We start from the raw sequence: 14,953 nt of genomic DNA on the forward strand, positions 1-14,953 counted from the left end.
ACCATCAGCCGCGGGCCGCGCAGACGTCGCCGTACGGGAGGAACCGCACCCGGGAGCAGGGTCCGGAACCCGGCCCCGACCAGGACTCCGGTCCTGGTCCGGCACCGGACCACGGGAGGGCGGCACCGGCCGGCCGGGCTGCCAGAATGGGACGAGAACAACCGGCACGAACCGCCCCCGCACCGGCGGGGAGCAGGCCGGCGGGGGAGGACCGGCAAGGATGAACGAGGGCGCCGACAGGCTGCGCTGGACGCGCAACGACGCACTGGTGGCCATCGGGGCCGCCGCCGTGGACCTGCTGGGCTTTTCTGTCGGCACCCGGTCCGAAGGCCTGCCCCTGACCCTCTCGGCCGTCTGCGCCCTCGTTGCGGCCGCCATGTGCCTGCTCGCCCGCCGTACCCGGCCGGTCGCCGTGCTCGCGGCGGTGCTGCTCCTCGGGATCGTGCCCAACGTCGCCATCCCGGACGTCTCGCCGCACTTTCCGCTCGGCCTCGCCGTCGCCCTCTACTCGGTGGTCCGGTTCAGCCGGCCCGCCGTCGCCGCGGGCGCCGTCGCCCTGACCGTGCCGCTGGCCTCGGCGGGCCAGGGCGGCACGCTGGTCCCCTCCGGCTGGTCCCTCGTCGCCAATGCCGCGGCCGCGGCCCTGGTCGCGGGCGCCGCCGTGGTCATCAACCGCTGGCAGCGGGAGGTCGCCGCCAACCACGCACTCCAGGCCGAGCGCGCCGTCGCCGAGGAACGCCGCCGGATCGCCCGGGAACTCCACGACATCGTCGCCCACCACATCACCGCCATGCAGCTGATGGCGGGCGGCGCCCGGGCCAACCTGGCGCACGACACCGAGGCGGCCCGCGAGGCCCTCGTCACCCTGGAGGACTCCGGCCGCATCGCCCTGCGCGAGATGCGTCAACTCCTGGACGTCCTGCGGGCCGGAGAAGAACCGGACGAAACCCCTCCGGCGCCTCAGCCGGGCGCCGGGGACCTGGAGCGGATCGTCACCGAGTCACGGCTCGCCGGCACCGAGACGGAGTTCACCGTCGACGGCCCCGTCCGCCCGCTGCCGCCCAGCGTCGGCCTCACCCTCTTCCGCATCGTGCAGGAGGCGCTCACCAACATCCGCAAGCACGCCGGGCAGGCGCGCGCCCGCGTACGGCTGACCTACCACCCGGACGCGGTCGCCGTGGAGGTGTGCGACGACGGAGCCGGTGCACCCCTGCCGGCCGCCAGGCCCGCCGCGGGCACCGGGTACGGTCTGATGGGAATGCACGAACGCGTAGCCCTCCAGGGCGGGACCCTGGAGGCGGCCGCACGCGACGGCGGGGGATTCCGGGTGGCCGCCCGCCTCCCGGTGCCGGCGGGGCGGGGCGCCGAGGGAGGGGAACAACACCGATGATCCGTGTGCTCATAGCGGACGACCAGCCGCTGGTGCGGCGGGGTCTCGCCCTGATCCTCGGCCCCGACCCCGAGTTCGAGGTGGTCGGCGAGGCCGAGGACGGCGCCCGCGCCGTCGCCCTCGCCGGCGAGCTGCGGCCCGACGTCGTCGTCATGGACATCCGGATGCCCGTCCTCGACGGCGTCCAGGCCACCGCGGAACTGGCGCGGATCCTCCCCGGCGTCCGCGTCCTGGCGCTCAGCACCTTCGACATGGACGAGTACGTGGTCGCCGCCCTGCGCGCCGGAGCGTACGGCTTCCTCCCCAAGGACGTCTCCCCGGAGGAACTCGGCGCCGCGGTCCGCACCGTGCACGGCGGCGAGGCGGTCGTCGCACCCCGGCTGCTCACCCGGCTCCTCTCCGCCTACGTACGGACCCCCGCGCCCGTCCGCCCGGCGGCGGCAGCGGTCCCGCCCGAGATGACCCCGCGCGAGCGGGAGATCTGGCAGCTCCTGGCCTCTGGCCTGGACAACGCGGAGATCGCCGCGGAACTGGACATCAGCGTCTCCACGGTCAAGAACCACATCACCGGCATCTTCGGCAAACTGGGCGTCCGCGACCGCGCCCAGGCGGTGATAGCGGCGTACGAATCGGGCCTGGTCGAGGCCGGACACGGGAGCGGTTGATCACGGAGTGCCCGCAAGAGGACCGGAATCCTCCTGGTGACCGCACCTCTGACCAGCCAGAACACTGGATGATTCGCCCGTGCGGTGGGGGCCCCGGGCATGGCACAGTGCGATCAGCCCAACCGCACGACCAGGGAGCCTCCATGCGCGATCCGCACGTCACGCCGCTCGCGGCTGCCCCCGAGTGCCCGCCGGAGCCCGGCCCGTTGCCGTGCTGTCCGGTGTGCGACGGCGTGCCGGAACGCATCTGCTGGCGCCAACGCCCGGGACGGCCGGTCCTGCTGGTCTTCGAACCGTGCGGCCACCACTGGAGCACCCCCGCCCCGCCCGTCCTCGCGGTCACCCCGCCACGGACACACCAGGCACACCGGACACGCGGACACGCCGACGCCGGCTGATCCGGTGCCGACGCGTCCGAGCCGATCAGTTGGTGAACACCTGCACGACCCTGTCGCCGTTGACCGCGATGCCCGTCTTGCTGTAAGAGCAGTTGAGGATGTTGGCCTTGTGGACCCCGGTGGAGTTCATCCACCGGTCGAAGTGACCCTGCGCCGCATCCGTTCCCTGGGAGACGTTCTCGGCGGACGCGGTGTACGTCGCCCCGGCGGCCTTCAGCCGGTCCTGGAGGCTGGAGCCGTCCGAGCCCGTGTGGCTGACGCCCACGTTGTCGTCGGCGAGCTTTTGGGCCGCGGCCTGCACCTGGGGGTCGATCGCCAGCGGCGTGTTGCAACCTGCCTTGGCGCGGGCGTCGTTCTCGAGCTTGAGCAACTCGTTGGGGTCGACCTGCAGCGGAACGCTCGCGCGCTCGGCCACGGTCACAGACGCGGGCTCAGCGGCGGCAGCCGCTCCGGCGCCTATGGCGCCCCCGAGTACCAGCAGTGAGGACGCACACACGGCGGTGCACCCACGCCGTACCCGGCCGGATCCGAAAGCCATGGGATTACCTTCCTTCTCGACGAGAAGCGGCTGACGCGGCGAACGCCGCCGCCGGTCCCCCCGATCCCTGCCGATTCTCCGCCGCCCCCCACCCACCCGCATCTTCCGACGGTAAAACCCCAGGTGAAAGCGCGACGGACATGCCGTCGCGACCGGGGCGCAGATCGTCAGCCGGGCCGGGGGCCGGCGGCGGCCTCGGCGAGGAGGCGGCGGCCCGCCGGCGTGGTGAGCGCACCGCGCAGGGCCGTGTCGCGGACCGCCCGGGCGGGCGCCGCGCGCAGGGTCCAGGCGCGCGTGGCGAGATCCGTACGGGCCAGGACGCGCAGGGCGTCGGCGCGGCGGCCGCGGCGCCAGTCCGCGAGTCCGTCGGGCTCCGCCCCCGGCAGGGCCGAGGCCAGGGACACGGCGTCCCGGGGCCCGAGGTTGAGGCCCTGCCCGCCGATCGGGCTGCACACGTGGGCGGCGTCGCCGATCAGCAGCACCCGCCGGCTCCGCGCACGGCCCGCCAGCCGCCGCTGGGTGCGGAAGGTGCTCGTCCAGCGGCAGTCACGGACGCTCGCCGTCCACCCCCGACCGCCGCAGGCGGTCATGGGCTCGTCAGGACGACGAGCTGCCGGGTCGCGCGGGTCATCGCGACATAGCGGTCGACGGCTCCTTCCACGCCCTCGCCGAACCGGCCCGGGTCGACGAGGACGACCAGGTCGAACTCCAGCCCCTTCGCCAGCGTCGGCGTCAGCGACCGGACGCGGGACGTCGGTCGGAACGCGGGATCGCCGATGACGCAGGCGATCCCGTCGGAGTGCGCGGCGAGCCAGCCGTCCAGGACCGCCTCCAGGTCGGTGGCGGCCCCGTGGACGACCGGAATGCCGCTGCTGCGGATGGACGTAGGGACGTTGGCGTCGGGCAGCGCGGCCCGGATGGCCGGTTCGGCCACCGCCATGACCTCTTCCGGGGTGCGGTAGTTGATGCTCAGCGAAGCAACCGTGATCCGGTCGAGGCCGACGCGTTCGAGCCGCTGCGTCCAGGACTCCGTGAACCCGTGCCGTGCCTGGGCCCGGTCGCCGACGATCGTGAAGCTCCGCGACGGGCAGCGGGCCAGCAGCATCTGCCATTCGGCGTCGGTCAGTTCCTGGGCCTCGTCCACGATGACGTGGGCGAACGGGCCGGCCAGGAGGTCCGGTTCGGCACCGGGCAGCCCGCTCTCGTCGATCAGGGTGTCCTGCAGGTCGCGGCCGTGCAGCATCCCCATCGCGCCCTCGCTCTCGTCGATCACGACGTTCTGCAGCAGGCTGTCGATGGCATCGGCCCTGCGGGCGCGCTCGGCGGAGACGGCGGCCTCGTGCCGGCGCCTGCGGACGGAGGCCTCCGCGTCGCCGAGCCGCTGCCGGGCGGCGTCCAGGAGCGGCAGGTCGGACACCGTCCAGGCCCGGGCGTCCGCCCGCTGCAGCCTGCTCACGTCGTCGGGGCCCAGCCAGGGGGCGCACTTGCGCAGGTAGGCGGGCACCGACCACAGGTCCCCGACGAGGTCGGTGGCCTCCAGCATCGGCCATGCCCGGTTGAGGGTCCGGACCAGTTCCCGGTCCTGCAGCAGGGACCGCCGGAGCAGCTCGGGCGGGACGTCGTGGCCCTCGCCGCCGTCCTCGTGCTTGTCCATGAGGATGGCGAGCAGCTCCTCTCGGATCTGGTCGCGGGCCTCGTTGTGCGGGGTCCCCGGTTCCACCGCCTCGAAAGCGGCCGCCCAGTCCTCGGCGCTCAGCCAGACGTCGGACCAGTGGCTGGAGACCGTCATCCCGCGGGTGGGCGGCTCCTCGTAGACGCGGACAGCCGCGTCGACCGCCTTCACCAGGTCCGCGGAGGACTTGAGCAGGGCCACGGCCGGGTCGCTCTCCTCCGCCGCCCCGGCACCCTCCGCCACGAGGTCGCGCAGGGTGCAGGTCTGCACGCCCTCCTCGCCGAGGCTGGGCAGTACGTCGGCGACGTAGGCCAGGTAGGGCTGGTGCGGGCCGACGAACAGGACGCCGCCGCGGCGGTGGCCGAGGCGCGGGTCGGAGTAGAGGAGGTGGGCCGCGCGGTGCAGCGCGACGACGGTCTTGCCCGTACCGGGGCCGCCGTCGACGACGAGGGCGCCGCGGGACCCTGCCCGGATCACGGCGTCCTGGTCGGCCTGGATGGTGGAGAGGACGTCGCGCATCCGGGCCGACCGGTTGCCGCCCAGGCTGGCGATGAACGCGGACTGGTCGTCGAGCGCCGCGTGCCCGTCGAGCGCGTCGGTGCTGAAGACCTCGTCCCAGTAGTCGCTGATCCGGCCGCCGGTCCAGCGGTACCGGCGGCGGCTCGCCAGGCCCATCGGGTTGGCGTGGGTCGCCGCGAAGAACGGCTCGGCCGCCGGGGAGCGCCAGTCGAGCAGGAGCCTGCGGCCCGTGCTGTCGGTGAGGCCGAGGCGCCCCACGTAGACGGGCCCGTGGCCGTCGGCGGGGACGATGCGCCCCAGGCACAGGTCCAGGCCGAAGCGGCGCAGGGTGCGCAGGCGGGCGGTCAGGCGGTGGATCTCGGCGTCCCGGTCCATCGCCTCCCGGCCGATGCCGCCGGGCGCCCTGCGCTCGGCCTCCAGGCGGTCGGAGAGCTCGGCGATCGACTGGGCGAGACTCTCCGAGACGGCCGCGAAGTGCCGTTCGTCGGCGTCGGTCAGAGCCGGGTCGGCCTTGGGGGAGAGGTGGTCGGGAAGGTCGAACGCGCTGCGGGCCCGCGGGGCGACCGAGACCTGCTCGACGTCACCGTGCGAGGAGTGAACCGGCAAAGACGCATGCACTTCGTGAATCTCCCATTTCTGCAGCTTCTGGCTTCGGTCCGCGATTTTGCCCCAGCGACGGGGCCTTGCCGCAAGCCCCCCGGTGCGCTATAAGTTGAGAGTGGCAAGGAGTGGGTTCACCTCCTTGCCTTTCTCGTCCGCTCTGGACGCTCCCCTCCCGCAATCCCCGTCTGCGCGCACCCACGGCCGCCCTGCGGCCGCGATCGCCTGGTCACCGGTGGCTTCCGTACGCCGGTGCGGACCTGACGAATGCTCAAAGATGCTTGATGGAGGGCAACTTCGAGCAGCATCCTTCAAAGAACGCCTCCGGGGCGCTATCTTGCCGGGTGCATGCCAAAGAGCTGTGTCCGTTCTCCGGACCGCACGAGGAGCTGCCCATGAGACTGCCCAGCATCCGCAGGAGCCGACGGGCCCCCTTATCCGGGCGGCCGCGCGCACCACGGCGACGGCGCCTGCGCCTGCGTGCCCCGGGCGCCGCCCTGCTCGCCGCCGCCCTCACCATCGCGGGCCTGGCCGCCGCCGGCCCCCTCGTCGCCCCCGCCACCGCCGCCCCCTCCGGGGCCACCGCCACCGCGGGCGACGTCACCGGCTTCACCCGGTCCGGGAACACCTTCACCGTCACGGCCTCCAGCGGCGCCAAGGCCCGCGTGGTCGTCGCCCGCGCCGACATCTTCCGCCTCTGGCTCTCACCCGACGGGAGCTTCGCAGACGACCCGGCCGGCTCCGACCTCGCCGTCACCACCGACTTCGGCTCCGTGGCCGCGACCAGCACCGACGCGGGCGCGTACTACCGGATCAGCACGGGATCCCTCTCCATCCGGGTGCACAAGTCGCCGCTGCGGTTCTCCGTCTACCGGGCCGACAACACCACCCCCGTCTGGCAGGAGACCCGGCCCACGAGCTGGACCGGCGGCCGCACCACGCAGTACCTCGCCCGCGGCACGGACGAGCAGTTCTACGGAACCGGCCTGCGCCTCGGCGAGTGGGCGCTGCGCGACAAGACCGTACCCATCGCCGTCGACAACAAGTGGCGCGAGAACGACAACGCCAGCCCCGCACCCTTCTACATGTCCACCAACGGCTACGGCGTGATGCGCAACACCTGGGCCCCGGGCTCCTACGGATTCAACGCCCCCACCACCCTCGCCCACGACGAGAAGCGCTTCGACGCCTGGTACTTCACCGGCGATTCGCTGAAATCCGTGCTGGACGCCTACACCGACGTCAGCGGAAAGCCGTTCATGGCACCGATATGGGGCTTCGAACTCGGCAACGCCGACTGCTTCAACGCCTCCAACCCCGACTACCAGGGCGACCACAACCGTCCCCGCCACCAGACCACGCCCGACGTCGTCGGCTACGCGGCCGACGCCCGCGCCGCCGACATGCCCTCGGGCTGGTTCCTCCCCAACGACGGCTACGGCTGCGGCTACACCGCACCGCTGAAATCGACCGTCGACGCCCTCCGGGCCAAGGGCTTCCAGACCGGCCTGTGGACCTCGACCGGCCTCGGTTCCATCGCCGACGAGGTGGGCACCGCCGGCAGCCGGGGTGTGAAGACCGACGTGGCGTGGATCGGCAGCGGCTACAAATACGCCTTCGACGGGGTGCGGCAGGCCGTCGAAGGGATCGAGAAGAACTCCGACGCCCGCCGCTTCGTGTGGACCGTCGACGGCTGGGCGGGCACCCAGCGCAACGCCGTCGTCTGGACCGGCGACACCTACGGCACCTGGGACGACATGCGCTGGCACGTCCCCGCCATCACCGGCGCGGGCCTCTCCGGCCTCAACTACGCCGCCGGTGACATCGACGGGATCTTCGGCGGCAGCCCCAAGACGTACACCCGCGACCTCCAGTGGAAGGCCTTCACCCCGGCCTTCATGACCATGTCGGGCTGGGGCGCCGCCAACCCCTCCGCCGGCTACCACGACAAACAGCCCTGGCGCTTCGCCGAGCCGTACCTGTCGATCAACCGCAAGTACCTCCAGCTGAAGATGCGGCTGATGCCCTACCTCTACACGATGAGCCGCGTCGCCCACGAGACGGGCGTCCCCAGCACCCGCGCCATGGTCCTGGAGTACCCCGACGACCCGGTGGCCCGCTCCAACGCCACCAGCGGCCAGTTCATGGCGGGCGACTCCCTCCTCGTCGCCCCCGTCGTCTCCGACACCGCGGTCCGCGACGGCATCCACCTGCCCGCCGGCACCTGGACGGACTACTGGACAGGCCGCACCTACCAGGGCCCCGGCCGGCTCGACGGATACCGGGCACCCCTCGACACCCTCCCGCTGTTCGTCAAGGGCGGCGGCATCGTGCCGATGTGGCCGCAGATGAACCACACGGGGGAGAAGCCCGTCTCCACCCTCACCTACGACATCCACCCGCGCGGCGCCTCCTCCTTCAGCCTCTACGAGGACGACGGCCGCACCCGCGCCCACGAGTCGGGCGCCTACGCCCGCCAGCAGGTCGACGTCACCGCGCCGGAGTCCGGCACCGGCACGGTCACCGTCGCCGTCGGCGCCCCCACGGGCGACTACACCGGCAAACCGGCCTCCCGAGGCTACGAGTTCACCCTCCACGTGGCCTCCGCGCCCGCCTCCCTCACGGTGGACGGAGCCGCCGTGCCGCGCCTGACCTCCAAGACCGCCTACGACTCCGCCGCGTCCGGCTGGTTCTTCGACCCGGCGGACCGCGCGGGGATCCTCTGGGTCAAGACCGGTACGAGGGCGGGCGCGTTCACCGTATCGGCCACGGGCACCGCCGTCCCTGCCGCCGAGCCCCTGCCCCCGTCCTCCGCCCCTATCGACCGGGCGGGCTGGTCCCTGGTCCGCGCCGACAGCCAGGAGACCGCCGCCGAGAACGGCGCGGCCGCCCGTGCCTTCGACGGGAACCCCGCCACGATGTGGCACACCGCCTGGTCCTCCGGCACGCCCGCGGCGCTCCCGCACGAGATCCAGATCGACCTGGGCGCCCGCTACACCGTCGACGCCCTCGGGTACCTCCCGCGCCAGGACGGCGGCGTCAACGGCAGGATCGGCGGCTACGAGGTCCACGTCTCCGACTCCACCGCGGACTGGGGCGCGCCGGTGGGGAGCGGTACCTTCGCCGATACCGCCGCCGCCAGGACCGCGGCCCTGTCCCCGAAGACCGGCCGCTACCTCCGCCTCAGGGCCCTGACCGAGGCCGGCGGCCGCGGACCCTGGACCAGCGTCGCGGAGATCACCCTCACCGGCCGGGCGGCCGCGGCACCGGCCCACACCGCTCCCGACCGCTGATCCCCACCCGTCGCCGAGCACGGCCCGGCACTCCCGCCGGGCCGACTCACTGAGCCGACCGCGCAACGCGGGCGTCGTCCTGCGCACCGCGCTCCCGCAGCCGGGCGGTGGCGGCGCGGTCCGACACGGAACCTCCCCGGGATCGGGAACAGGGACGGGATCGGGCGGGCGGGAGCGGTGGGTCGGCACCCGTCCACGGCCTTCGCCGGGGGTCCGGACCCCCGGCGAAGGCGGGGACGGGTTGCCGCCCGGGCCCTGCATCGATCGTGATCCACCCCAACACCCAAGTCAATCCTCCGGTTTGCTCCCCACACCCAAGGAATAACTTGGGTCTCATGACCCTCGACGACCTCCGCGTGTTCGTGGCCGTCTGCCGCGCCGGCAGCCTCAGCGCCGTCGCTCGCGACCTCGGCTGCACCCAGTCCGCCGTCAGCCAGCACGTCCGCCGCCTGGAGAAGCAGACGGGCACCGGCCTCCTGGAGCGCCACGCCCGAGGCGTCGTGCCCACCGAGGCCGGCCGGATCGTCCAGGCCGCCGCCGCCGACGGCATCGCCGGCCTCGACGGCGCCCTGCGCCGCGTGGCGGACCTCGTACGGGGCGGGGGCGGCACCGTACGCGTCACCACGGGTGCGACGACCGTGCGGCACTTCATGTCCGAGGCCGTCGTCTCCTTCCGCCGCGGCCACCCCGGGGTGAGCCTGGAGTTCCAGACCGAGAACTCCAGCCGCAGCTGCTTCGACGCCCTCGCCGCCGGTGACCTCGACCTCGCCTGGATCACCATCGGCGCCCCCGTCCGGGGCATCGAGCAGCGCCCTGTCATGGAATTGCCCTGGGTGCTCGCGGTCGGCGCCGACGACCCCCTCGCCGGCCGGGCCCGCCTCACCCCCGCCGACCTCGCCGGCATCCGCCACATCAGGCTGCCGGAGAACTCCGCCTCCCGGGCCCACCTCGACACCGCCCTCGCCGAGTCCGGCATCCACGTGCGCTCCGACACCAGCGTCGCCGATTGGGACACCGCCCTGCTGCTCGCCGAACTAGGCCTGGGCCACGCCGTCGTGCCCGCGCTGCCCGGCTGGCAGGTCCCCGGCTCCGACGGGCCGCTGCGCCTGGTGCCCATCCCCGCCCTGCCGCCGCTCGCCGTCGGCTGGGCCGTCCGCCGCTGGGCCGCCCTCGCCCCGCCCGCCCTCGTCTTCGCCGACGAGGTCGCCCGCAGCTGCCGGGCGCGCGCCGCCGGGCAGCAGTGACGCCGCGGCCAGACCGACCGCGGCCAGCGCGGCCAGGGCCACCAGCGACGGCCCGTGCACCCCGGCGCCCGCGGCCACCGCGATGCCCAGGGCCGGACCCACGTTCATGGCCGTCTGCTTGAGCCCGCCGACGACCCCGGCGTACCCCGCCGGGGCCTCGCCGACCACCGCCCCGGTGGCGGTGACCATGACGGTCGTGAAGCCGGCGCCGAGCACCGCGAAGGCCGGCCCCGACGCGGAGCCGAGCCCCGCGATCCCGGCGACGACCAGCGCCGTACCGCTCAGCGCGGTCCGCCGCGCCCCGAACCGGCGCAGCGCCATCCCCGCCACCGGAGCCCCCGCGACCATCACCGCCGTCAGCGGCAGCACCCGCAGTCCGGTCTCCAGCGCGTCCAGCCCCTGGACGTCCTGGAGCCGGAACGTCGCCGTGAACAACGCGCCGAACATGCCCGCGGAGACCACCAGCAGCAGGGCCATGGAAGCCGTCACCGCCCGGGCCCGGGCCACGACGGGCGGTACGAGCGGCAGCGCGGAACGCCGTTCACGGCGTACGAACAGGGCAGCGAGCCCGGCGGCGCCCGCACACCCGAGCAGCGTCGGCGCTCCGGTCCACCCGTACTCCGGTACACCGACCAGCGCGTGCACGAACACCGCGAGGGCCATGGCGAGCAGGGCTGCGCCGCCGAGCGCCGGCCGCCCCGCCTGCGCACGCGGCGCGGGGGCCCGTACGGCGAGCGTCAGCGCGGCGATCACCACGGCGACGGGCACGTTGAGCACGAACACGGCCCGCCAGTCCCACTGGGCGACCAGCAGACCGCCCAGCAGCGGACCGGCCGCGGCGGCCGCGCCGATCGCGCTGGTCCGCACGGCGACGGGCGTGGCCAGCCGGTCGGGCGGGTACGCGAGCCGCAGCAGGGCCAGCGTCGCCGGCTGCAGCAGTGCACCGAACACGCCCTGCACGGCGCGCAGTCCGATCACCCAGCCCACGCCGGGCGCGAACACGATGCCCGCCGAGGCCGCTGCGAACCCCAGCACCCCGACGAACAGCAGCCGGGCATGCCCGTACCGGTCGCCGAGCCGCCCGGCGAGAACCAGGAACGCGGCCACCGCCAGCAGGTAGGCGGTACTCGTCCACTGGACCTGCGCGACGCTCGCCCCGAGGTCGCGGCTCAGGCTCGGCTGCGCCACCGTCAGCACGGTGCCGTCGAGGGCGACCAGCATCGCGCCCGCCACGCTGACGAGCAGGGATGTCCGCTGCCTCACGCCGGGGCACCCCCGATGTGTGCGTCGACCGCGGCGTCGACCAGCCGCTCGACGCCCACGGCCGGATCCTCTCCGAGGACGAGCGGCAGGCTGCCCCAACGCCACAGCTGGGCCACGCCGTGCAGGTTCGCCCACAGCGCGGCGGCGGTGACGGAGGGCTCGGCCGCCCCGCACCGGCCGACGAGCGCGACGAGGAGGGCGAAGAGCGGGAGCGTCGACTCGCGCAGGCGCGGTTCGTCCGAGGGGGCCCTGGCACTGTCCAGCAGGTCGTGCCGGAACATCAGCGCGAACATCCCGGGATTCTCCAGCGCGTAGCCGACGTAGGCGCGCCCGATCGCCCGGATCCGTTCCCGGGGCGGCGACTGCGCGGCCGCGGCCTCCAGGGCGGTGATCCGCCCGGCGAGATCGGCGAAGCCGCGCCGGGCGATCGCCGACAGCAGGGCGTGGTGGGTGGGGAAGTAGCGGCGGGGCGCCCCGTGCGAGACGCCCGCCCGGCGGGCGATCTCTCGCAGCCCGAGGGCAGCGGTGCCCTCGCTCGCGACGAGTTCCGCACCGACGTCGATCAGCCGTTCCCGCAGGGGTCTCTCCTGGTCCATGGACCCCTGTCTACCAGCGTGCGTAGACAGTGTCTACTCACTTGCCCGGGGCACGGCCGGGGCTGCGGCCGCTGACGGGACGCGCGACGCGGTGCGGAGGATGATGGTGTGGGCGGGGGCCCGAGGAGGAGGTGCACGTCCATGACGGAGCACGACGGCGGTCCGTCGGCGCGGAAACTGGAGGAGGGCCGGCTGCTGAAGGAGCTGGAGGCCATCCACCGCACGCGACACGAGACCCTGTTGCACGGGTCCGACGACGCCCTGGTCACCCATACGAAGCGGATGAACGAGCTGGAACACGAGTACGTGCGCCGCCATCCGCAGCGGGCCCAGACCGCCTCCCGCACCCGCTCGGGCGCCCGCGCCCGCACCGACGGCGAGCACAAGGAGCAGCCCATGTGATCATGGGCCGTTACGTTCCTTCGCCCGCGAGGTGATTTTTTGACGAAGGTGGCACTGCGGCCCTACGCACTGTTGCCTCGGCAGTACGACGAGCGGAAGGTCCTGGCCTCCACGGTGGATGCGTGGGGGAGGGCCCTCTGGCTGATCTGTACTGATGCGCGCTTCCCGTCCGAACCCTGGGGCGGGCGTTCCGCGCAGCCGCTCACCCTGCCCTTCGACGCCCTGCTCGTCACCCGTGACGGTGACTCGGTCCGAGAGCGGACCCTGCACGACGTGGCCGTGCGCCCGAGGGACATCGAAGCCCTGCCCAGGGGTGGTCTCGTCGTCCACGGTTTCCGCGGAAGCGACCGCCGCAACGGCCAGCTCTTCGACCGGGACGGCCGGTCCCGGCGGAGGTTCGCCATGGGATCCCATCTGATCCAGCTGGTCGCGGACCGCCGGGCGGCCCTGTGGACCTGCCACGGAGAAGAAGGCATGTACGAGGGCGACCCCCTGGGATCGGACGCCCTCGCCCGGTGGGACGGCGCGGGCAACCGCCTGCACGGTTTCCGTCGCTCCGCCCGCGCCCGCTTCCTCCTCGAGGTCGACGCGCTCAACGTCACGGACTCGCAGGTCCTGGTCGCGGACCAGTTGGACCAGGCCCTCGTCGAGCAGCGGATCGGCGAGCCGCAGCGCATCCGGTCCATGCCCATGCGCGGCATTCACGGCCTCGCGGTGCGGGACCGTCGCCTGCTGCTCCTCGGCGGCTCCGGGGGCCGGGGGCGGCTCCACCACTGTCGGCTGACCGAGGACGGGGTGGTGATCACCGGGCAGGGTGAACTCGTCTGGCCCAACGGCGATCCCGTGCGCCGGTACAGCCGCCCCATAGGCCGTGGCCCCCACCTTTACCTGCGCAACCCCCGCTTCATGCGGATGTGGTATGTGCTGAGCATGCCCGAATAGCAGTCCACTGCTCAGGGGTGGTCGAGGAAGGCGCCGAGCGGGGCCGGCAGGCGCTTCCAGGACTCCGGGCCGGCGGCGTACTCCTCGTCGGTGAGCAGACACCGCTCCAGGACCCTGGTGAGCGCCTCGCGGTCGAGGCCGGGCGAGGTGAAGACCAGGTGCTGGCAGCGGTCGCCGTGCTCGGGGTGCCAGGCCAGGGCTGCGGCCGCCCTGCGCACGGGAGCCACCATCTCCCACGCGGCGTCGGGGAGCGAGGCCAGCCACGGGCCGCCGCTCTCCACGCAGAGCGCGCCGCCGGCGGCCTCCCAGGCCAGCAGCGTGTCGGGGCGGTCGGCGAGCCAGAAGCGCCCGCGGCTGCGGGCGGCCACCCGGGAGAGGTCCTCCAGCGCCTCGTGCAGCCGCTCGGGGTGGAAGGGCCGCAGGCGGCGCCAGACCAGGGTGGCGACCCCGGCCTCGTCCGCGTCCTGGGGCAGGAGCGCGCACGCCGGGTGCTGGGCCGCGGCCGCCGCCTCCGGATCGAACCCGGCGAAGGCGAGCCGGGCCAGCTCGCCGGACCCGGTCTCCGCCCTGCGGGCGGTGGGGTGGAGCTGGGCCAGCAGGGCGAGGTCCTCCGCGCCCGCTGCCGCGCTGTCGACGAGCGCGAGGACGGGTGCGTATTCGAGCTGCCGGGCCCAGGTGTCCCCGACGGTCCGCCGGTCGGTGGCGGCCGTGGCCAGGCCCGCCTCCGCCAGGTCGTCCCCGTTGGCGAGGCAGGGCAGGACGAGGGCCGGGTCGACGGCGGTGATCACATTGGTGAGCTCCAGCGCCTCACCGCCGTGCGCGGCGACGAGCTCGGCCGTCGCGCGCGGTTCGACCGAGTCCCACAGCTCCACGACGGCGAGCCGGGCCGTCCCGTCCGCCGCGATCCGCCACAGCTCGGGGACCAGGTCCTGGCGCAGCGCGCAGCAGGCGCAGCCGCCCACGAGCGGGGCCTCGCCCCGGGACAGCTCGCCCGAGGCGTCGTGCACCAGGCGCCGTACGGTGCCGCCCGCCGCCGTGGACAGGTCGTGGTGCAGGGCCACGCTGCCGGGCACGGTGTCGAGCAGCTCCCGCACCACGCGCCGGCGGGCGTCGCCGTGGAGCCCGCCGACGATGACGACGGGCAGGGTCACGGCCTGCTCCCGTAGCGGCGCTGGAAGCGCTCGACGCGGCCGGCGGTGTCCAGGACGCGGGCGGTGCCGGTGTAGAAGGGGTGGCTCTGCGAGGAGATCTCGACGTCGATGACGGGGTAGGTGCGGCCGTCCTGCCACACGACGGTCTTGTCGCCGGTGGCGGTGGAGCGGGTGAGGAAGGCGAAGTCGGCGGCCTTGTCGCGGAAGACGACGGGACCGTACGCGGGGTGGATTCCGGGCTTCATGACGCGGTCCTTCGGGGGTCGGGTGCGGTGGTGCG

The 14,953-nt window shown here is 73.9% G+C and carries 12 protein-coding genes and 1 pseudogene; 6 read left to right on the plus strand and 7 right to left on the minus strand.

Going from position 1 to position 14,953, the window contains the following annotated elements:
- The first annotated feature begins 220 nt into the window (after nt 1-220).
- Together E6U81_RS01865 and E6U81_RS01870 are read left to right on the plus strand one after the other, a co-directional pair.
- Nucleotides 221-1,390 carry a sensor histidine kinase gene (locus E6U81_RS01865; protein ID WP_136228259.1) on the plus strand — a complete coding sequence of 390 codons (1,170 nt, stop codon included), beginning with the start codon at nt 221-223 and terminating at the stop codon, nt 1,388-1,390.
- Entirely contained in the window at nt 1,387-2,055 is a 669-nt protein-coding gene (locus tag E6U81_RS01870; protein WP_136228260.1) for a response regulator transcription factor, read from the plus strand. The genes E6U81_RS01865 and E6U81_RS01870 overlap by 4 nt, the downstream gene beginning before the upstream one ends.
- A gap of 423 nt (nt 2,056-2,478) precedes the next feature.
- Here the strand turns inward: E6U81_RS01870 and E6U81_RS39615 are convergent, their stop codons facing one another.
- The 3 genes from E6U81_RS39615 to helR form a co-directional block, all read right to left on the minus strand.
- Nucleotides 2,479-2,874 (minus strand): CAP domain-containing protein, encoded by a 396-nt coding sequence (locus E6U81_RS39615; RefSeq protein WP_168714523.1) that lies wholly within the window; start codon nt 2,872-2,874, stop codon nt 2,479-2,481.
- A 284-nt stretch (nt 2,875-3,158) separates the two neighbouring features.
- The gene (locus tag E6U81_RS41615; RefSeq protein WP_206309809.1) at nt 3,159-3,581 is read right to left on the minus strand and encodes an FAD-dependent monooxygenase; all 423 of its coding nucleotides are present in this window, start codon (nt 3,579-3,581) and stop codon (nt 3,159-3,161) included.
- Nucleotides 3,578-5,788, minus strand: a complete 2,211-nt coding sequence (gene helR, locus E6U81_RS01885; protein WP_136228502.1) for an RNA polymerase recycling motor ATPase HelR — start codon at nt 5,786-5,788, stop codon at nt 3,578-3,580. Before helR ends, E6U81_RS41615 begins: the two co-directional genes overlap by 4 nt.
- Before the next feature lie 389 nt (nt 5,789-6,177).
- On the opposite strand from helR, the gene E6U81_RS01890 reads away from it, so the two are divergent.
- Complete coding sequence (locus E6U81_RS01890) at nt 6,178-9,075, plus strand: TIM-barrel domain-containing protein (protein WP_136228262.1); 2,898 nt, start codon at nt 6,178-6,180, stop codon at nt 9,073-9,075.
- Nucleotides 9,076-9,410: 335 nt separating this feature from the next.
- On the plus strand, nt 9,411-10,319 hold the full coding sequence (locus E6U81_RS01895; RefSeq protein WP_136228263.1) for a LysR family transcriptional regulator: 909 nt from the start codon (nt 9,411-9,413) through the stop codon (nt 10,317-10,319).
- On the opposite strand, the pseudogene E6U81_RS01900 reads toward E6U81_RS01895, so the two are convergent.
- A pseudogene (locus tag E6U81_RS01900) lies at nt 10,305-11,540 on the minus strand (MFS transporter); the annotation flags it as partial. The gene E6U81_RS01895 and the pseudogene E6U81_RS01900 sit on opposite strands and share 15 nt — an antisense overlap.
- A 38-nt stretch (nt 11,541-11,578) precedes the next feature.
- Nucleotides 11,579-12,178, minus strand: a complete 600-nt coding sequence (locus E6U81_RS01905) for a TetR/AcrR family transcriptional regulator (protein WP_136228264.1) — start codon at nt 12,176-12,178, stop codon at nt 11,579-11,581.
- Nucleotides 12,179-12,319: 141 nt separating this feature from the next.
- On the opposite strand from E6U81_RS01905, the gene E6U81_RS01910 reads away from it, so the two are divergent.
- Nucleotides 12,320-12,580 (plus strand): DUF6158 family protein, encoded by a 261-nt coding sequence (locus E6U81_RS01910; protein ID WP_136228265.1) that lies wholly within the window; start codon nt 12,320-12,322, stop codon nt 12,578-12,580.
- Between the two features lie 39 nt (nt 12,581-12,619).
- Entirely contained in the window at nt 12,620-13,522 is a 903-nt protein-coding gene (locus E6U81_RS01915; RefSeq protein ID WP_136228266.1) for a hypothetical protein, read from the plus strand.
- Nucleotides 13,523-13,533: 11 nt separating this feature from the next.
- Here E6U81_RS01915 and E6U81_RS01920 read toward each other — a convergent pair whose 3' ends face one another.
- The gene (locus tag E6U81_RS01920) at nt 13,534-14,673 is read right to left on the minus strand and encodes a GTP-binding protein (protein ID WP_136228267.1); all 1,140 of its coding nucleotides are present in this window, start codon (nt 14,671-14,673) and stop codon (nt 13,534-13,536) included.
- The gene (locus tag E6U81_RS01925) at nt 14,670-14,918 is read right to left on the minus strand and encodes a type B 50S ribosomal protein L31 (protein ID WP_136228268.1); all 249 of its coding nucleotides are present in this window, start codon (nt 14,916-14,918) and stop codon (nt 14,670-14,672) included. Before E6U81_RS01925 ends, E6U81_RS01920 begins: the two co-directional genes overlap by 4 nt.
- Nucleotides 14,919-14,953: the final 35 nt, after the last annotated feature.

It is taken from the genome of Streptomyces sp. A0592, assembly GCF_004795115.1.
Lineage (GTDB): Bacteria > Actinomycetota > Actinomycetes > Streptomycetales > Streptomycetaceae > Streptomyces > Streptomyces erythrochromogenes.

Coding starts and splice junctions, on each gene's coding strand:
- E6U81_RS01865 (WP_136228259.1), top strand. CDS start 221: ATGAACGAGGGCGCCGACAGGCTGCGCTGGACGCGCAACGACGCACTG.
- E6U81_RS01870 (WP_136228260.1), top strand. CDS start 1,387: ATGATCCGTGTGCTCATAGCGGACGACCAGCCGCTGGTGCGGCGGGGT.
- E6U81_RS41615 (WP_206309809.1), bottom strand. CDS start 3,581: ATGACCGCCTGCGGCGGTCGGGGGTGGACGGCGAGCGTCCGTGACTGC.
- E6U81_RS01890 (WP_136228262.1), top strand. CDS start 6,178: ATGAGACTGCCCAGCATCCGCAGGAGCCGACGGGCCCCCTTATCCGGG.
- E6U81_RS01895 (WP_136228263.1), top strand. CDS start 9,411: ATGACCCTCGACGACCTCCGCGTGTTCGTGGCCGTCTGCCGCGCCGGC.
- E6U81_RS01905 (WP_136228264.1), bottom strand. CDS start 12,178: ATGGACCAGGAGAGACCCCTGCGGGAACGGCTGATCGACGTCGGTGCG.
- E6U81_RS01910 (WP_136228265.1), top strand. CDS start 12,320: ATGACGGAGCACGACGGCGGTCCGTCGGCGCGGAAACTGGAGGAGGGC.
- E6U81_RS01925 (WP_136228268.1), bottom strand. CDS start 14,918: ATGAAGCCCGGAATCCACCCCGCGTACGGTCCCGTCGTCTTCCGCGAC.